The sequence below is a fragment of the Marinobacter xestospongiae genome (assembly GCF_023156385.1).
Lineage (GTDB): Bacteria > Pseudomonadota > Gammaproteobacteria > Pseudomonadales > Oleiphilaceae > Marinobacter > Marinobacter xestospongiae.
The window spans coordinates 40,357-61,396 of the sequence record NZ_JAKZAK010000009.1 but is presented as its reverse complement, the minus strand read 5'-3'; the positions used below and the strand labels follow the sequence as shown (position 1 = coordinate 61,396).

Below are 21,040 nucleotides of genomic sequence, written 5' to 3'. Positions count from 1 at the left end.
AGGCAGGTCTCCCGCAGGCAAACGTCACACGGACGCCATTACGTCATTTCGGTCCGGCTTCGGGGTTGAGCCGGTTTATTACTGTCAGTATAGAAAATGATCGATGTTTGTCAGTGGTGGGCTTATAGCGCTGGGCTATCGTATTGATAGCGTTGATCGTCCTGACAGTCTGGTTTGTGGCGTTGTGTTGGCGGGAGGGCGGAGATCGGAACGGGTGCTCGTGTGACGAATGATCGGACAACGCCGGAGGCCTGGCCCGCCGGCGTTGTCAGAGCTAAGGGTGGAATCAGTAGCCTGAGGTGGAGCTCATGCCGAACCACTCCGGGAATATGAAGATCAGGATCAACACCAGTGCCTGCAACCCGATGAACGGGATGACGCCCTTGTAGATGTCCGTGGTCTTCACGCTCGGTGGCGAGACCCCCTTGAGGTAGAACAGACTGAACCCGAACGGTGGTGTCAGGAAGCTGGTCTGCAGGTTCATGGCGATGAGGATCGCGAACCACAGCATGTTGATGCCGAGCAGTTCCGCGATCGGCGCCAGGATTGGCACCACGATGAAGGAAATCTCCACGAAATCGATGAAGAAACCCAGCACCAGGATCACCAGCATGGACAGAATCAGGAAGCCCCACTTTTCACCTGGCAGCGCCAGCATCCACTCTTCCAGCAGATAATCGCCGCCGGTGTAGCTGAATACCATGGAGAAGGCCGTAGCACCGATCAGGATGGCGAACACCATGGCGGTCACCTTGACGGTATCGCGAGCGCTTTCCCAGATCATCCGGAACGAGAACTGACGATAGGCAATGGCCAGCACCAGAGCACCGACACCGCCAAGGGCGGAGGATTCGGTGGGCGTGGCAATGCCGGTGAAGATCGAACCCAGCACGATCACGATCAGCGCCAGAGGTGGAATGATGGCGATCAGGGCGCTGACGATTTCCTGCTTGCGGCTGAGGCCGGAATCGTCCGGCATGGCCGGTGCGGTCTGGGGTTTCAGCCTCGTCAGCACCAGGATGTAGGCGATGTACAGGCCTACAAGCACCAGACCGGGAATCACCGCAGCCTTGAACAGGTCGCCCACCGGCAAACCGAGAACGTCACCGAGAATGATCAGGATGATTGATGGCGGCACGATCTGGCCCAGAGTACCTGAGGCACAAATGGTGCCGCAGCTCAGGCGTTTGTCGTAGTTGTGGGCCAGCATCACCGGCAGTGAGATCAGTCCCATCGCCACCACGCTGGCACCCACCACACCGGTGGAGGCGGCCAACAGCGCGCCAACCAGAATGGTGGAAATAGCCAGCCCGCCAGGGAGGCCGCCAAACAGCCGTCCCATCGAGGTCAGCAACTGTTCTGCCAGTCGGGTTCGTTGCAGCACCACCCCCATGAAGATGAACAGGGGAATGGCCATCATCACCGTATTCTGCATCACGCTCATGATCCGGAACGGCATGAACGCAAACAGTTCCGGCCCCTCGGCAATCAGCCCGAACACCAGTGCAACGCCACCAAAGGTAAAGGCGACAGGGAAGCCCCACAGCAACATGGCGAGGCACACCCCAAACATGATGATACCGATCATGCTAGGCCCTCCTTGCTGTTCTCATCGTGGTAGCTCTGTTCACCAGCCAGCACCCGCAGGGCGTAGGTAACCATGCCCAGGCCACTGGTGGCGATGAAAAAGGCGGACAGCGGAATCACCGACTTGATGATCCAGCGGTACGGCAGACCGCCGGGATCACCGCTGCTCTCGCCCAGGTTGTAGGATTCGACGGTAAAGCTGTAGCCGTAGGTGGCGATCAGTGCAGCGAAGGGCAGGACGAAGGCCAGCGCGCCCACCAGGTTGATGATGGCCTTGAAGCGTTCGCTGCGGCCCTGATAGAGCACGTCGACCCGGACATGGCCGTCGGTGCGCAGGGCGTAGGGAATACCGAGCAGGAACACCACCGAGTAGAGGTGCCACTCCATTTCCTGCATGCCAATGGAGACATCGTTGAAAACGTAGCGGGTAATAACGTCGTAGAAGACGTTGAACAGCATCAGGATCAGTGCCACACAGGCGATCCAGCCGCAGATGTTGGACAGCCGGGCAAGGCCGTTGTCCAGTTTAACAATCCAGCGCATTGTGTTTCCTCTGGCCGGCTTGCAGGGCCGGCTCTTTTCGTATCTGTATACGACAGCACCGGAGCGGTCCGGGGACGGCTCCGGTGCTTCCCGGGCTACGGGATTATTCCAGTTCGGCCATGGTGTTCAGGTAGGCGCGGTCGGAAATTTCCGTGTAGGCGCGGGCATTGTCCAGATACGTTTCCTGGGACTCAACGATGCGCTGTGCCAGGTCGTCACGCTCGGCCGCTTCCGCCAGCAGTTTGCGGTTGGCGTCGAACATCGCCTGGATCACGTCATCCGGGAAGGTGCGGACTTCGATGTTGGGATGTTCCTGCTTGATGGAGGCCCAGGCACGGGCGTTCTCGTGCATCGATTGCACCAGCATGTCGTAGGCGGCGGTGCGCATGGCGATGCGAAGGATTTCCCGCAGGTCGTCCGGCAGCTTCTCCCAGGTGTCCTGGTTGACCAGGAACTGCAACTCGGTGGCCGGTTCATGCCAGCCGGTGTAGTAGTAGTCGGCAATCTGCTGGAAGCCCAGACGCAGATCCAGGGCCGGACCTACCCACTCGGTGGCGTCGATGGTGCCACGCTCCAGAGCGGTGTAGAGCTCGCCCGGGGCAATGTTGGTGGGGTTAACGCCCACTTCCGCGAAGACTTCGCCGGCAAAACCGGGAATCCGCATCTTCAGCCCCTGCAGATCTTCCAGGGAGTTGATCTCGTCGCGGAACCAGCCGCCCATCTGGATGCCGGTGTTACCGCCGGGGAACGACAGCATGTTGTGGGGCTCATACACTTCCTGCATCAGCTCCATACCGTCGCCGTAGTAGAACCAGGCGTACTGCTCCAGTGCGGTCATGCCAAAGGGCATGCTGGTGAAGAACAGGGTGTTGGGAACCTTGCCTTTCCAGTAATAGGAGGCCGAGTGACCGAGGTCGTACTGGCCGGCCTTGACCATGTCGAAGACACCGAACGGTGCCTTGTGTTTGTTGGATGAGTCGATGCGGATGCGCAGGCGACCGTCCGACATTTCTTCCGCCATGCGCGCCATGTTCTTGGTGGTGTCACCGAAGATGGGGAAGTTCGGCCCCCAGGTTTCCGCCAGGCGCAGCGTGAAGCGCTCCTGGGCGAGCGCCTGAGAGGCGGAGAGACAGCTGGCCAGCCCCAGGGCCAGGGCGGAGACTACGGAACGTAATTTCATTGTTTGATATTCCTCTGTTCCTGAATATTGTCGTTATAGTGAGTCGGGTTGTCCGACACCTGCCCCCGCGCAGCCAGCGGCCACGGCAGGAAACGGGTGTCATCCTGACACAACCTATTATCGTAGCTGAGGGCGGCAGGTATAGTTAGCGGTTCGTATAAAGAAACCCTTGAATCTGTAAGGTTTCTGTCCCGATCTGAGCCGATGTCAGGTCTTGATCAGCACCCCAGTCCCCTGTAACTCCTGGCCGTAGTCGTCGCTGAGGGGCAGGCTGAGGAAGTGCCAGGCGACCTGGGTGCCCGGGTCCTGGTCACCCATGGTCAGTGTCAGTTCGGTTTCCTGGTGGGCGGGGTCGGTGAACAGGGGGGCGAGGTGGGTCTGCAGTGTCTGAGCGTCCGTGCGGGTCAGTTGCGCCAGGCTGGTGCCGATCAGGTCTTTTTGTTGCCTGCCCGCGGCTTTTCCGAAGGCCGCGTTGGTGAACGTCAGTCGCAACTGGGCATCGACACGGCAGATCAGCTGGCGCTGGCTCTGGACGATGTCCTTGTAGCGACGTTCGGCCCGGGCCATGCGTAACAGCACCTCCTGATAGTTACTGAGGTCGTGGCAGATACCAACAAACAGCCGGCGACCATCCTGCTCGGATTCACCCACCGACAGATGCATGGGGAACTCGCTGCCATCCCGGCGACGGCCGGTGACATCGCGGCCGATACCGATGATGCCCGGCTGGCCGGAGTTGAGGTAACGGCGGATGTAGTCGTCGTGCTCCCGCGCGTAGTGGGCGGGCATCAGCATTTTGACGTTCTCACCGATCACGTCTTCCCGCCGGTACTGAAACAGCGTTTCGGCGGCAGGGTTGAAGCTGGTGATCAGGCCCCGCTCATTGATAGTGATGATGCCGTCAACAGCAGCGTCCAGCAGGGCGTGCTGAAGTTTTTCAATGGACACACGCTCGGCAATGGTGGTGCGGTAGGTGGTGAGATCGTGGCAGATGCCGACGAACAGCCGTTGCCCCTGCACCCGGGCTTCTCCCACCGACAGATGCATGGGGAACTGGCGGCCGGATTTCTTCAGGCCATGGACATCCCGGCCAATGCCGATGATCTTGGCTTCGCCGCTGCGCTGGTAGCGTTTGAGGTAGCCGTCGTGCTGGCTCCGGTAAGGTTCCGGCATCAGCATGCGGACGTTCTGCCCCAGGCATTCGTCGGCAGGGTACTCGAACAGATCCTGGGCGGAGTCCGAAAAATGGCGGATGATGCCGTGCTCATCGATCACCACGATGGCGTCGGCGGCGGCATTCATCAGGGCATCGTAGAGGCTGTCCGCTTCCAGTGACTGAATCTCGCGGCCCATGGTTAACTGGTCCTTCAGCGCGGTCGCAGGGGCGGGCGGTAACGGCTGTCGGCCCTGCGAAGACATTCTCACCCCAGTATAGATGCCCTGTCGGATGACGCGAGGGGATCGGTGCGGGATTGTGGTTCCGTTAACGAATTCTGAACGCCCGCGTCAACGACAATTCGATGGCCGGCCAGGCGCCGGGGGCGGTGTAATGGGGCTCCATTCGTTGATTGGAGTGCCCATCATGAAACGCCATCAGCCACTGTCTCTTGATACCCTGATTCACACCTCCGGGACCCGCGATGATCTGGGCCGGGGTGCTCGGGCTCGCGTGTTGAAATCGGTTTGGCAGGCCGTGTGTCAGTTTATCGGTAAAGCGGGGAACTGGCGCCGCCGCGGCGGACGCCAGTCACTGTTGCAGGTCAACGTGTCCAGAACGGCTTGTGCATCTCGCGGGCCAGACCGCCCGGGGGCAGGCCGACGTCGCGCTCCATGCGTGCCAGCCATTGCGGACTGGCCTCGCCAAGCTCATTGCGAAGCTGGCGCCGGCGCCGGGCGCGACGGAACCAGGTGCTGACCAGGGAAAGGACATGTCTCGGGTGATGAGGGATGGCCATGGTGTCACCTCCTTTGCTGGCCCGGAACGGGCGATGGGTCAGGCTTCGATGTTAGGCCGGTGTCCGGGGCGGCGGAATCAAGCTTTTTTTGAGCCTGCGTTAACGATCCGTGAACGCAGGCCCGGTCTGAATCCGCTACCATTAGGGCTGTCTCCGACTTGCCTGGCAGGTCGTGACTCTCGTTCCCGCCCGGAGGAAACCGCCATGCACATCCAGCTGGAGAAGCTGAGATCCTTCGTCCTGATTGCCGAAGAGAAAAACCTGACCCGTGCCGCCTCCCGCCGTCATTCCACTCCCGCGGCGGTCAGCACCCAACTGAAACAGCTGGAAGACAGTCTGGGGCTGCAGCTGTTTGAACGCAGCAGCCGGGGCATGTTGCTGACCGAAGCGGGACTGACGTTGCTGCCCCTGGCGTACCGCATTCTGGGTAACCTGGCGGAACTGGAGACCACCGCGCGGGCGATTTCTGGCCAGCGCAAACGTCAGCTGCTGCTGGGACTGAATGCGCTGCCCGAGCTGCTGAGGATTGAAACGGTACTGGAGACCACGGCGCGGGAACTGCCGGATGTGTCGCTGGTGATCAAGTCCAGCAACTCCGCTGAGATTCAGCAACTGGTTCAGGCGGGGGATCTGGACGTGGGGTTTGTCTACGGCGGCAGCGACCATCGTGATCTGACCCGGATCGTGCTTGGCCAGATTCAGGTAGTCACCATCGCCCCAATGAACGGTGGTCCGGACTACCTGCCGGACAGTGCCAGTGAACTGGCGACACTGCCCTGGATCTCACCATCGCCGGCGTGTCCGTATATCGATCTGATGAAAGAAGCCATGGGGGGGCATTACCCTGCCGCCAATCTGGTGGCGACGTCGGACGACGAGTACTCCACCATAGCCATGGTCAAGGCAGGGCTCGGCCTGGGGCTGGTGGAAAGTCATCTGGCGGAGATGGCGGCCGCGCGCCATGAGATCCGACTGGTTCCGGACACTGCCCAGCCTGTGGCGCTGTATCTGGTGGTACGGCAGGATCGGTTGCAGCAGATCCAGGAACTGCAGGGCTTTGCCCGGCTGGTGGAAGCCCAGTGGCTTGGGGAGCAGCCGGCGCCTGCCGCAAGTGAATCACCGGTGGTGACCCCGTCCGGCGCGCCGGCGTGATGGGGCGATCATCCATTGCGGCCGTTGACCAGGGCGTCGGTCAACAGCGCCAGATGCTGGCGCAGGGTATCGGCGAAATCGAGTCGGAACGCCGACAGCGGTGGTTCCGCCATGGCGCGTGCCACGGTGTCGGAAGGGTGGCTCAGGTGCCAGCACCCGATTAGCGCCTGCTGGCACTGCATCAGGTAACGGAAGCAGGCTTCCGGTGGCTGCCTGCTGATGCTTTCGATACGGGCCTGAAGTCGACGGGTCTGGTGCAGCAGGTGGTGCTTGAAATCCTTCGCCTCCTGCTCGCTCAGACCGGACTCCAGGGCGACGTGGAGGATGGCGGTCAGCCGGCAGTAGCTGTCATGGGCCAGCAGGGTGTCGGTGAAGCCGCCGGGAAACGCCTGCGCCGGCAACGCCTCGATGGCTGCCACCAGCCGGTCAAGGGCTCGCCGATACACTGCCAGGAACAGCACTTCCTTGCTGCGGAAGTAACGATACAAGGCGGCCTTGGTGAGGCCTGTGTGGGCGGCGACTTCGGCCAGGGTCAGACGATCCAGCCCCCGTTCGCGGAACAGCGCGTCCGCAGCCGTCAGTATCTGCTGTTCTCGCTCTGCCTTGTCCGCCGCACTGCGGGCCCGGCGACGCCCACCACACAATCTGCCTGTCATGCTGTCCTCATGCCTGCAACCAGCCCGCGATCCGACGGGTCATCCAACGCGGCGAGAGTTTACCAGACCACACCATCAGCCGGTTAAGAAGACCGGGAATGACAATGGCACTGCGGCGACGGGCCAGGGCCTGTCGTACCACGGCTTCGGCAGACATGGCGCTGCTGCTGAACAGTTTGGTGTCGGCGACATTGGCCTCCTGGGCAAATTCGGTGGCGGTGGGCCCAGGGCAGAGGGTGCTGACACGAACGCCGCTGTGCTTGAGTTCCTCATGGAGAGCTTCACTGAAAGACAGCACAAACGCCTTGCTGGCGTAGTACACCGCCATTTTTGGTCCCCCCTGGAAGGCGGCGGTGGAGGCGACGTTGATCACAAAGCTGTCGCGCTGGCCGCGTAGTCGTGGCAGCAATTGCCAGGTGAGGGAAACCAGCGAGCTGATGTTCACCTGGATCATCGCCAGTTGCCGTGGCAGTGGCAGTTCATCGAAGCGGCCACGATCACCAAAACCGGCGTTGTTGATCAGTCCCGCCAGCGGCCAGTCCGCGGACTCGATCCGCCGCACCAGCTGATCGACCCCATCGGCAGTCGCCAGATCGGCGGCAATCACTTCCACTTTGATGCCATGCTGGCTGACCAGCGTGCTGGCAAGGGCCTGCAGCCGTTCTTCCCGGCGGGCTGTGAGGATCAGGTCCTGACCGTCGGCGGCCAGCTGGTGAGCGAACACTTCGCCGATGCCCGAGCTGGCACCGGTCAACAGGATGTAAGCCATGGGGGCTCCTTGATGTTTGTTTAAGTGACTCCTGGTAACTTAGTGCGAATTCGGTCGCCTGTAAATAAGTAACCCCTGGTCATTTAGGGCCTTGATGAATACGCCAGGCAGTCACGGTGGTATGGTTTCTGCTGTTTTCGGAATTCGGCAAAGTGCTTTATAAGGAGGCAACCATGTCAACCGTATTGATCACCGGTGCCAACCGCGGTATCGGTCTGGAACTGGCCAAGCATTATGCCCGTGAGGGCTGGCAGGTGATTGGTGTTTGCCGTCAGCTGTCGGAGGAGCTGGCTGAGGTAGCGGCCCGGGTGATCGACGATGTGGATGTCACCACTCAGGCGGGACTGGATCGCCTCAAGTCGGCCGTGGGGGATACCCCGCTGACGCTGCTGATCAACAACGCCGGTCTGCTTCAGGATGAGGTACTGGGGCAGATCGACTACGATTCCATTCGCCGGCAGATGGAAATCAATGCCTATGCGCCGTTGCGGGTTACCGAGACACTGCTGGATAACCTGCATGATGGCAGCAAGATTGCCAACATCACCAGTCGCATGGGCTCGATTGCCGATAACACCTCTGGGGGCCGTTACGGATACCGGGCTTCCAAGGCGGCGCTGAACGCCTTTGGCAAGTCCCTGGCGGTTGATCTCAAGCCCCGGGGCATTGCCGTGGCCCAGTTGCATCCCGGTTTCGTCCAGACCCGGATGGTGAACTTCGGCGGCCTGATCAGCCCGGAAGAATCCGCCGCCGGCCTGGCCCAGCGCATTGATGCCCTGACCCTGGAGAACAGTGGCGGCTTCTGGCACAGCAACGGCGAAGCACTGCCCTGGTAAGGCGGGCAGGCGAGCCGAAGCGAGAAACTGGAGCAGGCTGAGGTGAGATAGCTTGCCGCAAGCTGGGCTGCCGTAAGAGCGATCGCGTCAGAATGGAATGGATCGAACAGGCCGAATATCGAACCGGGCGCGTATCGGGTATTGAATAGGTCGAGTATTGAATCGCAAGTGTTAAATAGAGAGTGTTAAACAGAGAGAAGCGCGCAAGGATGTCAGACAACACCACCGCAGTGGAGATCAAGGCGTTTGTGCCCGCGAGGGACTTTGCGCTGTCGAAGCAGTTCTATCAGGACTTGGGATTTGAGCTGCGCAGCGACGGCGGTGGTGTCGCCTACTTCGCCCATGGCAATACCAGCTTCCTGCTGCAGGATTTCTACCAGTCGGAGCACGCCAGCAATTTCATGATGCACCTGCTGGTGGAGGATGTGGCGGCCTGGCACCGCCGGGTGCTTGCGTCCGGTGTGGCTGAACGCTTTGGGGTAACCGTTGGCGAGCTGGAAGAGCAACCCTGGGGCATGCGTGATTTTGTGCTTTACGACCCTTCCGGGGTACTTTGGCGTATCGGCCAGAATCTTTGAGATCACACCACCGCCGGGTGACCCGGAAACGGTCAGGGAGGGACCATGAAGGCTTGGCTGGATCGTTACTATCAGGAGGAATCGCGTCGCATCCTGGCGACCCTGATCCGCTTGCTGGGGGACTTCGACCTCGCCGAAGAGGCTCTGCACGAGGCGTTTGCCGCCGCCCTGGTACAGTGGCCCCGAGACGGTATTCCAGACAATCCCCGGGCGTGGCTGGTGTCCGCCGGTCGCTTCCGGGCCATAGACCAGCTGCGTCGCCGGGGCCGTCATCACGCCGCCATGGAGCAGTTGGCGCACCAGTTGGAATCGGAAGCCGACACCCCGGAGCCACCTGAAGAAATCGCTGACGACCGTCTGCGCCTGATCTTTACCTGCTGTCATCCGGCGCTTTCCAGCGAGGCTCAGCTCGCCCTGACCCTGCGGGAAATCTGTGATCTCACCACCGAAGAGGTGGCCCGGGCCTTTCTCGCCAAGCCCACCACCATTGCCCAGCGTATCGTCCGGGCCAAAGCCAAGATCCGCGATGCCGGCATTCCCTACGAGGTACCGGAAGGCAAAGCGCTGGCCGAACGCCTGCCCGTGGTGTTGCACACCCTGTACCTGATTTTCAACGAAGGCTACACCGCGTTCAGCGGTGCAGCACTGGTGCGCGGCGCTCTGGCCGTTGAGGCCATCCGCCTGACCCGGCTGTTGTGGCAGTTGTTGCCGGAACCGGAGGTGGCGGGTCTGCTGGCGTTGATGCTGCTGCATCATGCCCGACGCGATGCCCGTGTCGACGCCAGCGGGGAACTGGTGCCGCTGGAGCAGCAGGATCGCCAGCGCTGGCACCGCGACGACATTGCCCAGGGGCGGGCGCTGCTGGCGGAAGTGATGACTCGGCCAGGCTACGGCGCCTACACCCTGCAGGCGGCCATTGCCGCCGTTCACAGCGAGGCGCCCAGCTACGCGGCCACTGACTGGAAGCAGATTATCGGCCTCTATACCGTACTTCAGGGCATTGCTCCCTCGCCGGTTGTCGCCCTGAACCGGGCTGTCGCCGTGGCCATGCGGGATGGGCCGGCGGCCGGCCTGGCGGGCCTCGACCGGATTGCCGCGGAGCCTGCGCTGGCGGATTATCAGCCGCTTCATGCGGCCCGGGCCGATTTGCTGGCGCGGCTGGATCGCGTTGAGGAGGCTGCAGAGGCCTACCGCCGGGCCTTGACGCTTTGCCAACTGGAACCGGAGCGGCGCTTCCTGGAAAAACGGTTGACCGAGCTGAGGTGTCGATCTGTGGCTCCGTCGGGCGACTAGGATTGAATGGCAACCAAGGAGAACCCCCATGAACTACCTGGCGCTGGTGTACTACAACGAAGACCTGATCCGCTCCATGAGTCAGCAGGAGTGGGATGCGCTCAATCGCGAGTGTATGGCCTGCGGCGAGGGGCTGCGCGAGAGTGGCCACATGCTCGACGGCCACGCCCTGCAGTTGACCGATACCGCCACCACGGTGCGGCTGCGGGACGGTAAACTGACAGCCACTGACGGCCCCTTCGCCGAGACCAAGGAACAGTTGGCCGGGTTTTACCTGTTAACGGCCCGGGACCTGAACGAAGCCATCCAGTTGGCGGGCAAGATTCCGCCGCTGCGACTGGGGTCGGTGGAGATTCGGCCGGTCCGGGAGTTGGCGACCGAGGGCAACCTGGCCGGAAAAACACCGTTGATCGACCATACCGCAAGGAGTGATGGATGAACCCCCGTATCAGCATGATTACCCTTGGGGTCAGTGACTTGGATCGGGCCGTGCGGTTCTACCGCGATGGTCTGGGGCTGCCGCAGCTGGAATCGCCGCCAACGGTGGCGTTTTTCCCGCTTAACGGCACCTGGCTCGGACTCTATCCCTGGGACGCTCTGGCAGACGACGTGGGCGTGGCCGCCGCTGGCTCCGGGTTTCGCGGTGTCACCATTGCCCACAACCTGAAATCCGAGGCCGACGTTGACCGGATGATGGCGGAGGCCGTGGCTGCCGGCGCCACCGAGGTGAAAAAGCCCCAGCCGGTATTCTGGGGCGGTTACTCCGGTTACTTTGCGGATCTGGACGGCCACCTGTGGGAGCTGGCCTACAACCCCTTTGCCTGGGTTGGGCCGGAGGAAGACGCTGACGGTCCTGACGGGAAAACGTCATGACGCCACCTCTTGGCATTATTGAAGGTTTCTACGGCCCACTCTGGTCCTGGCAGGAGCGCCAGGATCTGGTAACCACCCTGGCGCCGGAAGGCTACCAGTTCTACCTCTACGCACCGAAAGCGGACCCTTACCTGCGCCGCCACTGGCAAAGCCCTCATCCGCCCGAGCAGGCCGGTGCGCTGCTGGCCTTTGCTGACCATTGTCACGGTCTGGGGGTGAGGTTTGGCATTGGCCTGAGCCCGTTTGAGATCTTCAACGACTTCAATGCACCGGCCCGGGAGGCGCTTGCCCGCAAGCTGACGGCGCTGGATGCCCTCGGTATCGACGATCTCGCCATCCTGTTTGACGACATGCACAGCCAGACCCCGCAACTGGCAAAAGTGCAGGCGGAGATTGTGCACTGGGTGGCGGAACGTTCCTCCGCGGAGCGTCTGCTGGTGTGCCCGACCTACTACTCCGATGATCCGGTGCTGGATCGGGTGTTTGGGCCGCGGCCACCGGATTACCTGGAGACCCTGGGGCAGGCGCTGGATGCTTCGATCGAGGTGTTCTGGACCGGGGAAGAGGTGTGTTCCAGGGAGATTTCCCCGGGCCATCTGCAGCGGGTGGCCGGGCAATTGGGGCGGCGCCCCTGGCTGTGGGACAACTACCCGGTCAACGATGGGGATCGGATGTCCCGCCACCTTCATCTGCGGGCCTTCAGCGGCCGGCCGGCGGCAAACGCCGACCACCTGGCCGGCCATGCCATCAATCCCGCGCTGCAGCCTACCCTGAGCTGCATCCCGGCGCTGACTCTGGCCCAGAGCTATCAGCAGGGCGGGCGTTACCAGTACGGTCACGCCTTTCGCCAGGCCGCCGAGGCGGTATTGGGGACCTCATTGGCCTGCCGGATTCACCAGGACCTGCTACTTTTAGAAGACGCGGGGCTATCCCGGCTATCTGCGGAGAAAAAGACCTCGCTACGCTCGGCGTACCAGCAGTTCGATCACCCGGCAGCTCGGGAGGTGGTTGCGTGGCTTGACGGCGACTACCAAGTGACCGACGAAATGGTACAGACCCAGTAACTGCTCTGGATCGCTGTCACCGGTTCAGACAGCGGACCTAAGGATGGCGGTTTATGGACGAACAGGCGGTCTGGCAATCCTCCGGCAAAGAGCGCGGCCATCACCCTGCCTGGGCCTGGCTGGTGGCGCTGCCGCTCTACTTCCTGGCAGGCTACTTCGGCCTGTCACTGGCTTTTGAAACCACCAATGTATCGCCGGTCTGGCCGGCGTCCGGTGTGGCTGTGGCGGCGCTGCTGGTGTACGGCGTGCGGCTGTGGCCGGTCATCGCGATTGGGGCTTTGCTGGTCAATTTTGTCAGCTTTGGCATTGATGCTGGTGACTGGCAGCGTCCCGGGGTGGGGTCACTGATGATCGCCACCGGAAATACCCTGGAAGCGCTGGCGGCGGCGGTGTTGCTGCGTCAGGCCCTGGGGGCCAACCTGCAGTTTGATTCCCTGGTGATGGTGTTCCGGTTCCTGGTTGTGGTGGCGGTGGCGGCCGCCATCAGCGCTGCCGTGGGGACCGGGACCCTGGTGGGGCTGGGATTCGCCGGTGCCGACGATGCTGGAAGCATTCTCTCGACCTGGTGGCTCGGGGACTGTGTCGGCATGCTGGTGGTGGCACCGCTGGTACTGACCTGGCGTAAGCGCCCGGATGTGCTGCCCCGTCAGCCGGTGCGGCATGCCCTGTTGCTGTCGGGAGCCACGGTGCTGCTGTCGGTCCTGGTGTTTGTGGACGCCCTGTCGGCTCCGGTTGACCACCGTCTGCTGAGCTTTCTTTTTCTGCCCCTGCTCGCCTACAGCGCCTATGTTTTCGGCCTTCACGGGGTCACCGCCTGCACCCTGGCGGTGACGTCTGTGGCCGTTGCGGCCACCATTTCCGGAGCCGGGCCTTTCGTCCTCAATAGTGTTAACGCCTCCCTGGTGGCGCTGGATGCCTTCATCGCATTGTGGGTGTGTTGTGGTCTGGTGCTGGCCGTCGATCTGAGAGAACGCAGTCAGTTGGGGGTGCTGCGCCGGCGGGAAACCCTGCTGCCCTGGCTGGTGCTGGTGGGAGCCCTGGGGGGCACCGTGCTGATGTGGCGGATGGCGGTGGCAACCGCCCAGGAAAAGGGAGCGGAACAGTTCGATTACCTTGCCGACACCATCCGTGCGCGAGTGGTTGACCGGATGAAGGATTACGAGCAGGTGCTGCGGGGCGGGGTGGGGCTGTTCAACGCGTCAACAAAAGTCTCTCATGAGGAATGGGCCCAGTTCGTTGAAGATCTTGATCTGTGGGAGAACTACCCGGGGATTCAGGGGGTCGGGTTCGCCCGCTACCTGGCCTCGGAATCGGAGCGACAGGCGTTTGTAAACGGCTTGCGGGAGGAGGGCTTTCAGTCCTTCGATGTGCGGCCCCAGGGCCGGCGTGATGCCTACGTGTCCATCGCTTATCTGGAACCGTTTGACTGGCGCAACCAGCGAGCCCACGGCTATGACATGTTCTCCGAGGCTCGCCGGCGTGAAGCGATTGAGGCGGCCCGGGATTCGGGCGAAACCTCCCTCTCCGCGCCAATCACGCTGGTGCAGGAAACGGCGGTTGGTGTCCAGGCCGGTTTCCTGATGTATCTGCCGCTGTATCAGGGCGGGCGAGTGCCGGAAGACCTGGAGATGCGCCGGGAGCGTATGTTTGGGGTGGTGTACAGCCCGTTCCGGATGGATGACCTGATGGCGGGCATCCTGGCGGACCAGTTTCCCCAAGTGGCGCTGTCGGTGTACGACGGCGATGCCGGTTCGTCCGAGAGCCTGCTGTATGAGGCGAACCGGGATCAGGCGGAAACCGATCAACTGATTGCGCCCTTTACCCGCACCGTGCCGGTGCAGGTGGCGGATCGGACCTGGACGCTTCAGGTTCAGTCCCTGCCACGATTCACCGACGCCCTGGACCAGCAGAAGGCCCAGATTGTGCTGATCAGCGGTGTGGTGATCAGCTTCCTGCTGTTCTCGTTCATTCGCGCGCTGGTGCTGACCCGCTCGCGGGCCCTGCGGCTGGCTGATGAACTGACCTCAGCGCTGAAACAGTCAGAACGCAAGTTCTCGGCGCTGGCGAGCAATGCCAGCGAGGCCATCTTCATTCTGGATGATCGCGGTCGAATTGCCTCCGCCAATCCGGCCGCCAGTGAATATTTTGGCTGGCCCGAAGAGCATCTGGAAAGTACCCGCATCGACAGCCTGTTTGCCGAAGGCGAGCGGGAGCGCCTGCAGGATGCTCTGGCCCGGCTACTGGTCGACGGTCGTGGGGTGGACCGCATCGAAAACCGCCAGACTGAGTGCGTGGCCCGCAGCGGGCGTGCGTTTCCGGCGGAGTATTCACTGTCCCACTGGCAAAGCGATGGTGAGGATTACGTGGGTCTGATCCTGCGGGACATCACCGAGCACCGCCAGGCCGAGGAGCGTTTGCAGCAGGCCCGGGCGGAAGCGGAGCAGGCCAGCCGGTTCAAGAGTGAGTTCGTTGCCAACATGAGCCATGAAATCCGCACGCCAATGAACGCGGTGCTGGGGATGACCCAGATCATGGCTCGCACCGCGCTGTCGGGTGATCAGCGACAGTATCTGGAAATGATCCAGTCGGCGGGCCGTTCGCTGATGGACATCATCAACGACATTCTCGATTTCTCCAAGATTGAAGCCGGGCGGTTGGAGATTGAACCGGTGCCGTTCAACCTCGATGAACTGGTCAATAGCCTGGCCAGTGTGATGATGATCGGTGCCAGCAAGAAGAGCCTGGAGCCTTCGATTGGGGTGGAGACCAATGTGCCGCGGTGGCTGATTGGCGATGAGTTGCGCATTCGTCAGGTGCTGCTCAACCTGCTGTCCAACGCCATCAAGTTCACCGAGGAGGGCGAGGTTGGGCTGTTGATTGAGCAGATGGATCGACAGCAGCAGCAGGTTCGTCTGCGCTTCAGTATCAATGACACCGGCATCGGGATGACGGAGGAACAGTGCCGACGGCTGTTTACGCCGTTTACCCAGGCTGATGCCTCCACCACCCGCCGGTTTGGCGGCACCGGACTGGGGCTGGCCATTTCCCGCCGTCTGGTCACTCTGATGGACGGCCAGGTTGATGTGGAGAGTCTCCCTGGCGAAGGCAGCTGTTTCCGCATGGAGCTGCCGTTGCAGGTGCAGGCGGAGCGGGAGACGCCGCGGGTACCGTCTTGCCTGGCGGATCGGCGGGTGCTGCTGATTGACAGCAACGACACCAGCCGGGATTACCTGGAGTGCAGCCTGCAGGGCTGGGGCTGGCAGTTGAAGGCCGTGGCCGATGCCGAGGAAGCGCCGGCACAGCAACAGGTGTTGGGATCCGTGGATATTCTGCTGGTGGATTGGTTACCCGACAACCCTGAGGGTCAGCAGCGGTTGCAACGCTTGCGTGATGCCATCAGTAACCCGGATCTGGTGGTGGTCGCGCTGATCTCACCCCACGAACAACCGGAGGATGGCAATGCCGAGTTGCCAGAGGGGCTGAGTGCCATGCTGGTCAAGCCGGTCACCAGCTCACGGTTGTTCGACAAACTTCACGAGATCATGAGTGGTGGGGTGGTGGAGCCTGCAGCGGTGTTGACGTCCGAGCCCTCGGCATTGCCTTTGGATGGGCGCCGCCTGCTGCTGGTGGAAGACAACGAGCTGAACCAGATCGTGGCCCGCAGCTTCCTGGAGAGTGCCGGCGCCGAGGTGATTCTGGCCGAGGATGGTGAACAGGCCCTGACCCGCCTGGGGGATGACAAGGTCCACTTTGATCTGGTGTTGATGGACGTACAGATGCCGGTGATGGATGGTCTGGAAGCAACCCGGCGTATACGGCAGCAGGGCCTCACCCTGCCGGTGCTGGCGATGACCGCCGGTGTGCTGTCAACCGAACGGGACAATTGCCTGCAGGCCGGTATGGATGACTTTATCGCCAAGCCGGTGGTGCAGGCCCAGATGCTGGCGACCATTGAGCGCTACCTGCAGGTGCCCCCGGAGGATGCCAGGCCAGAAGAGAAAACACCGGCCCCGGTCAAGGCGGAGGATGCCACGGATTGCGAGGAGATCACCGGCAAGCTGTTGGCGCAGCTCGACGATCTGGTGAGAGCGGTCGGGGCCTATGCCGATTCCCGTGAGGCGGTGCTGTTGATTGCCCGCAACCTGGTGGATCGGGGCATCGCACCGGTGGATCAGGCCATGCACCAGTGGCAGGCCGGTCAACGGGACAAGGCCGCCAAGGGACTGGAGAGCTTGCGGGGGCTGTTGGGCGGAGTGGACGCGCGGCAGTTGATCCGCTTGTGCGAGTCACTGGAAGATGAGCTTCGTGATGCCCCCGGCGCACAGCTGCAGGACAACTGGAATCGCCTGCAACGGCTGTACCGGGATTACCTCACGGCGCTGGCGGGTTGGCTGCGGGACCAGGCAACGGTATCGAGCTGAGCCCCGCCGGCAGCCTGTTTCAGACCGTGCGACTTAAGACAGAACTAATCAAGGCCGTACTGATCAAGCCGCACTAATCGAGAAAGCACTAATCATGATAGTACTAATCAAGACAGTACTAATCTAGATAGTACTGCACGGTGGACACCACCCGCACCGTCTTGATTGCCTGCTGGGCCTCGACGACGCCAGCGGCCTGGTCCCGTGCCAGGATCTGGAACACCCCCTGGTTGGCCCGTCGCAGGGTGCCCAGGGAGGCATTGGCGTCCTTGGCAAACTGACGGGCGGCCTCCCGGGCGGCGGCCGTGGCTTCTGCAATCATCGCCGGTTTGATGTCGTTGAGCCCATTGAACAGGTAGGTGGGGCCGCTGGGGCCGTAGTCCGCCGACAGCACCACACCGGAATCCACCAGCTCGCTGACCGCCTGGGCGGCCTGTCGCACCCGTTCAATATCCTCGCTGCGGACCATCAGGGTCTGATTGATGATGAAGCGTTGGTTATTGTTGTTGCCCTGGTAAGGGTTCGCCCGGTTGTCGGTTACGTCCAGTCGTTGCAGCTCCACGGCGTCGGTGTCAATGGCCTGCAGTTTGAGGAATGCCATGATGGCCTCGCGACTGGATCGGGCCTGCTCCTGCGCCGCCGCCAGGGTGTCACCTGCCGCCACGAACCGCAGTGGCCATAGCGCCAGGTCCGCTTCCACTTGGCGTTCCGCCACCCCCTTGACGGTGACGTAACGGTCGCTGGTGCGCAGGTGGGTAAGCCCCTCCTTCACCAGGAAGGCTGAGGCAACCAGCCCCAGGGCGACGATCAGACTGGTGATCACTTTCATGGTGCACTTCCTCTCAACACGTAAACCTCCACCATTGCGGCAGGCCCGCTTGGCGTCAAGTGACCGATTGCTAATCAGAGGCTCCTGAGGAAGCCGGATTGGGGCGTACCGGCGAAGATGTGCCATGCTTCAGCAGCTAGTGTCCCGAGCGGTTCATTCGCTGACCTACTGCGAACGAACCGCTCGGGACACCAGGGGCAATCAGGAGAATGTAATGATTCGAACTCGGGTAGAGTGTGTTCAGGGCGACATCAGCAATCAGCCCGACATGGATGCGGTGGTCAACGCCGCCAATGCTCAATTACAACCTGGCAGCGGTGTTGCTGGCGCCCTGCATCGTGGCGCCGGGCCAGGTCTGGCACGGGAGTGTCAGGCGTTGGCGCCGATCCGGCCGGGGCAGGCGGTGATTACCGGGGCCTACGACCTGCCCAACCGACGGGTGATTCACTGTCTTGGTCCGGTGTACGGACGCGACGAACCTTCGGAACAGCTATTGGCGGACTGCTATCGCCATGCCCTGACGCTGGCGGAGCGGGAATCGCTGGTCTCCGTTGCCTTCCCGGCCATCTCCACCGGAGTGTTTGGCTACCCGCTGGCCGAGGCGGCCGAGGTTGCGATCGCCACGGTGCTGGCTGCCCTGGCAGATTCATCGCTGACTCGGGTGCGCTTTGTGCTGTTCAGTCAGGCGGATCTGGTGGTCTTTCAGCGGGCCCTGGATGCCGCGCTGACGGCGGCACCGTTCGACGACGGCCGAAAGTTGCAGTGACATGCGGCCAAGGAGGCATGGCCGGTGACGGGTGATTCGGCTGTGATGGCATAAGTTACCTGGCTGGGGGATAGGACATGCAGTGGCGAGCCGTGGTGTTAACGGTGGTGGCGATGGTCGCATTCGCCGGTAATTCGCTGTTGTGTCGGGCTGCGTTACGGGACACCGACATCGATGCCGCCAGCTTCACGTCGTTGCGGCTTGCCTCTGGCGCGCTGGTGCTGGCGTTGTTGGTGTGGCTTCGGGGTGGCCGGGTGCGTGCTGGAGGTTCGTGGCTGTCGGCGCTGGCGCTGTTCATCTACGCCGCCGGTTTTTCTTTGGCGTATCTCGGGCTGGGTACGGCGATGGGCGCATTGCTGCTGTTTGGCGCGGTCCAGGCCACCATGATCGGGGTGGGTCTGGTGCGGGGCGATCGTCCCAATCGCTGGCAATGGCTGGGATTTGTGTTGGCGTTTGGGGGGCTGATTGGCTTGCTGTTACCGGGGCTGTCGGCGCCACCAATCGCCCAGGCAGCTCTGATGCTGGTGGCCGGGACCGCCTGGGGCGTGTACTCATTGAGGGCAAAAGGTGCGGGTGAACCCACCCTGGCAACGGCAGGAAACTTCCTCCGGGCGCTGCCGTTGACGGTGATCTTCAGCGTAGTGCTGTGGCCGCAGGCCCAGGTTGATGTTCCGGGGGTGGCACTGGCGCTGGCATCCGGAGCGCTGGCTTCGGGATTGGGCTATGCCGTCTGGTATGCGGCGTTGCCGCTGCTCCAGGCCACCACGGCCGCGACGGTACAGCTCAGTGTGCCGGTGATTGCTGCACTGGGCGGCGTGCTGCTGTTGGCGGAACCACTGACGCCGCGGCTGCTGGTGGCTGGCACTGCCATCCTTGGCGGTATCGCGCTGGTGATTCTGGCGAAGACCGTTACCCCAACTGCCAGATCACCGGGGTAGTGGGGATCAGGCGCCGAACAGCGCCGAACGCAGGGGCGCCATGAAACGTGTGGCGCGTCCCTGACCCTGCTTGCTGCGGCGGCCGTCAAACTCGATGTAGCCATCCTCGATGGGATCGAAGCGCAGGGTCTTCACGTCTTCCAGGTAGTTCTGCGAGCCTTTCCACGGACCCTGGCTGCCCTGACGGGGCAGACGGTCGTTGGCGCGTTTGATGTAGCCGGCACTGAGGGAGCCCAGGATGGTGTCCTCGGTGCGGCTGTTCTGGGTATCGTGGGTGACACACTCCTGATAGCCCTTACGGTCCATGTGATTGATCAGACGGCAGATGTATTCGCTGGCGATATCGGCCTTCAGGGTCCAGGAAATGTTGGTGTAGCCGAAAATCATCGCGGCGTTGGGCACGCCTTCCACCAGTACGTTCTTGTAGATCAGCGTATCCCGGATTGGCACCGCTTGACCGTCCACTTCCAGATCCATGCCCCCCATCATCTGAACATCCAGGCCGGTGGCGGTGATGATGATATCGGCCTCCAGTTCTTGACCGGATTGTAGCCGGATGCCGTTCTCGGTGAAGCGGTCGATGTGGTCTGTGGCCATGGAGGCCTTGCCGGCCTTGAGCGCCTTGAACAGATCACCATCGGCAACCACACACAGGCGTTGGTCCCAGGGGTTGTAGTCCGGCGAAAAGTGGCGCATGTCGACCTTGCCGCCCAACTGCCGCCGCACAATGCCGAGTATCAGGCGGCGTACGGCTTTCGGGTTCTTGCGTGAGCGTTCGAAGATGGTGCGGGCCAGGGTGACGTTGCGGGCACGGGTCAGTCGATAGGCCAACTGGTCCGGCAACAGTTTCTGCAGCGTCACCGAGATTGGATCTACTGAGGGCAGTGGCATCAGATAGGTGGGCGAGCGTTGCAGCATGGTGACGTGTGCAGCCTTGTCAGTGAGCGTCGGCACCAGCGTTACGGCGGTGGCGCCACTGCCGATGACCACCACTTTCTTGCCACTGTAATCCAGGTCCTCCGGCCAGTGCTGGGGGTGGATCACCTGGCCCTTGAAGTCGGCCTCGCCCGGAAAGTCGGGTTTGTAGCCGGCATCGTAGTTGTAGTATCCGGTGCAACCCACCAGGAAGTTGGCGGTGTAGGTTTCCGCTTCGCTACCATCTTCCCGTTCCACGTTGACGGTCCAGCGTTTGTCAGCACTGGACCAGTTGGTGCGTACCACCTTGCGGCCGAAACGGATGTTGTCGGTGACGCCATACTCGTCGGCGGTTTCGCAGACATAGCGTCGGATCGACGGGCCGTCCGCCAGCACCTTGCCACCGGTCCAGGGCCGGAAGTTGTAGCCGAAGGTGTACATGTCGGAATCGGAGCGAATGCCGGGGTAACGGAACAGGTCCCAGGTCCCGCCAATGGCGTCGCGGCGTTCCAGGACGGCGTAGCGTTTGTCAGGGCAGTTGCGGGTCAGGTGGCAGGCCATGCCGATGCCGGAAATACCGGCGCCCACGATCAGGACATCAAGGTGCTGTTGGCTCATGGTAAACCTCTTGTAGATGGCCAGCGTCTGGCGGCTGGCCTTTCATCAGGGTCGCCTTAATCTACGC

The 21,040-nt window shown here is 62.1% G+C and carries 19 protein-coding genes; 10 read left to right on the top strand and 9 right to left on the bottom strand.

Annotated features, from left to right (window positions below):
• Positions 1–286 precede the first annotated feature (286 nt).
• The 5 genes from MLD24_RS08490 to MLD24_RS08470 form a co-directional block, all read right to left on the bottom strand.
• On the bottom strand, positions 287–1,588 hold the full coding sequence (locus MLD24_RS08490; protein ID WP_248166147.1) for a TRAP transporter large permease: 1,302 nt from the start codon (positions 1,586–1,588) through the stop codon (positions 287–289).
• Positions 1,585–2,130 carry a TRAP transporter small permease subunit gene (locus tag MLD24_RS08485; protein WP_227173892.1) on the bottom strand — a complete coding sequence of 182 codons (546 nt, stop codon included), beginning with the start codon at positions 2,128–2,130 and terminating at the stop codon, positions 1,585–1,587. The genes MLD24_RS08490 and MLD24_RS08485 overlap by 4 nt, the downstream gene beginning before the upstream one ends.
• A gap of 103 nt (positions 2,131–2,233) precedes the next feature.
• Complete coding sequence (locus tag MLD24_RS08480; protein ID WP_227173893.1) at positions 2,234–3,310, bottom strand: TRAP transporter substrate-binding protein; 1,077 nt, start codon at positions 3,308–3,310, stop codon at positions 2,234–2,236.
• A 207-nt stretch (positions 3,311–3,517) separates the two neighbouring features.
• On the bottom strand, positions 3,518–4,729 hold the full coding sequence (locus tag MLD24_RS08475; RefSeq protein ID WP_248166138.1) for a PAS domain-containing protein: 1,212 nt from the start codon (positions 4,727–4,729) through the stop codon (positions 3,518–3,520).
• Positions 4,730–5,070: 341 nt separating this feature from the next.
• Positions 5,071–5,265 carry a hypothetical protein gene (locus MLD24_RS08470; RefSeq protein WP_248166136.1) on the bottom strand — a complete coding sequence of 65 codons (195 nt, stop codon included), beginning with the start codon at positions 5,263–5,265 and terminating at the stop codon, positions 5,071–5,073.
• A 204-nt stretch (positions 5,266–5,469) separates the two neighbouring features.
• On the opposite strand from MLD24_RS08470, the gene MLD24_RS08465 reads away from it, so the two are divergent.
• A complete protein-coding gene (locus tag MLD24_RS08465) occupies positions 5,470–6,417 on the top strand; it encodes a LysR family transcriptional regulator (RefSeq protein ID WP_248166134.1) in 948 nt (315 codons plus the stop codon).
• An 8-nt stretch (positions 6,418–6,425) separates the two neighbouring features.
• Here MLD24_RS08465 and MLD24_RS08460 read toward each other — a convergent pair whose 3' ends face one another.
• Together MLD24_RS08460 and MLD24_RS08455 are read right to left on the bottom strand one after the other, a co-directional pair.
• Positions 6,426–7,073 (bottom strand): TetR/AcrR family transcriptional regulator, encoded by a 648-nt coding sequence (locus MLD24_RS08460; protein WP_248166132.1) that lies wholly within the window; start codon positions 7,071–7,073, stop codon positions 6,426–6,428.
• A gap of 7 nt (positions 7,074–7,080) precedes the next feature.
• Positions 7,081–7,842: an SDR family NAD(P)-dependent oxidoreductase gene (locus MLD24_RS08455; RefSeq protein ID WP_227173899.1), complete on the bottom strand. Its 762-nt coding sequence runs from the start codon at positions 7,840–7,842 to the stop codon at positions 7,081–7,083.
• 173 nt (positions 7,843–8,015) lie between these two features.
• On the opposite strand from MLD24_RS08455, the gene MLD24_RS08450 reads away from it, so the two are divergent.
• From MLD24_RS08450 to MLD24_RS08420, 7 genes are all read left to right on the top strand, one after another.
• On the top strand, positions 8,016–8,678 hold the full coding sequence (locus MLD24_RS08450; RefSeq protein WP_248166130.1) for an SDR family oxidoreductase: 663 nt from the start codon (positions 8,016–8,018) through the stop codon (positions 8,676–8,678).
• A 209-nt stretch (positions 8,679–8,887) separates the two neighbouring features.
• Complete coding sequence (locus tag MLD24_RS08445) at positions 8,888–9,256, top strand: VOC family protein (protein WP_248166128.1); 369 nt, start codon at positions 8,888–8,890, stop codon at positions 9,254–9,256.
• Between the two features lie 45 nt (positions 9,257–9,301).
• Positions 9,302–10,549, top strand: a complete 1,248-nt coding sequence (locus MLD24_RS08440; RefSeq protein ID WP_248166126.1) for an RNA polymerase sigma factor — start codon at positions 9,302–9,304, stop codon at positions 10,547–10,549.
• 28 nt (positions 10,550–10,577) lie between these two features.
• On the top strand, positions 10,578–10,988 hold the full coding sequence (locus MLD24_RS08435) for a YciI family protein (RefSeq protein ID WP_227173903.1): 411 nt from the start codon (positions 10,578–10,580) through the stop codon (positions 10,986–10,988).
• Complete coding sequence (locus MLD24_RS08430) at positions 10,985–11,422, top strand: VOC family protein (protein ID WP_248166124.1); 438 nt, start codon at positions 10,985–10,987, stop codon at positions 11,420–11,422. Before MLD24_RS08435 ends, MLD24_RS08430 begins: the two co-directional genes overlap by 4 nt.
• The gene (locus tag MLD24_RS08425; RefSeq protein ID WP_248166122.1) at positions 11,419–12,486 is read left to right on the top strand and encodes a beta-N-acetylglucosaminidase domain-containing protein; all 1,068 of its coding nucleotides are present in this window, start codon (positions 11,419–11,421) and stop codon (positions 12,484–12,486) included. Before MLD24_RS08430 ends, MLD24_RS08425 begins: the two co-directional genes overlap by 4 nt.
• Positions 12,487–12,539: 53 nt before the next feature.
• Positions 12,540–16,907: a CHASE domain-containing protein gene (locus MLD24_RS08420; RefSeq protein ID WP_248166120.1), complete on the top strand. Its 4,368-nt coding sequence runs from the start codon at positions 12,540–12,542 to the stop codon at positions 16,905–16,907.
• 118 nt (positions 16,908–17,025) lie between these two features.
• Here the strand turns inward: MLD24_RS08420 and MLD24_RS08415 are convergent, their stop codons facing one another.
• Positions 17,026–17,736 (bottom strand): SIMPL domain-containing protein, encoded by a 711-nt coding sequence (locus tag MLD24_RS08415; protein WP_227173907.1) that lies wholly within the window; start codon positions 17,734–17,736, stop codon positions 17,026–17,028.
• A gap of 214 nt (positions 17,737–17,950) precedes the next feature.
• Here MLD24_RS08415 and MLD24_RS08410 point away from each other — a divergent pair, with 214 nt between their 5' ends.
• Both MLD24_RS08410 and MLD24_RS08405 read left to right on the top strand, forming a co-directional pair.
• On the top strand, positions 17,951–18,502 hold the full coding sequence (locus MLD24_RS08410) for a macro domain-containing protein (protein ID WP_248166118.1): 552 nt from the start codon (positions 17,951–17,953) through the stop codon (positions 18,500–18,502).
• Positions 18,503–18,579: 77 nt separating this feature from the next.
• Complete coding sequence (locus MLD24_RS08405) at positions 18,580–19,440, top strand: DMT family transporter (protein WP_248166102.1); 861 nt, start codon at positions 18,580–18,582, stop codon at positions 19,438–19,440.
• A 6-nt stretch (positions 19,441–19,446) separates the two neighbouring features.
• Here the strand turns inward: MLD24_RS08405 and MLD24_RS08400 are convergent, their stop codons facing one another.
• Positions 19,447–20,973 (bottom strand): flavin-containing monooxygenase, encoded by a 1,527-nt coding sequence (locus MLD24_RS08400; RefSeq protein WP_248166100.1) that lies wholly within the window; start codon positions 20,971–20,973, stop codon positions 19,447–19,449.
• Positions 20,974–21,040: the final 67 nt, after the last annotated feature.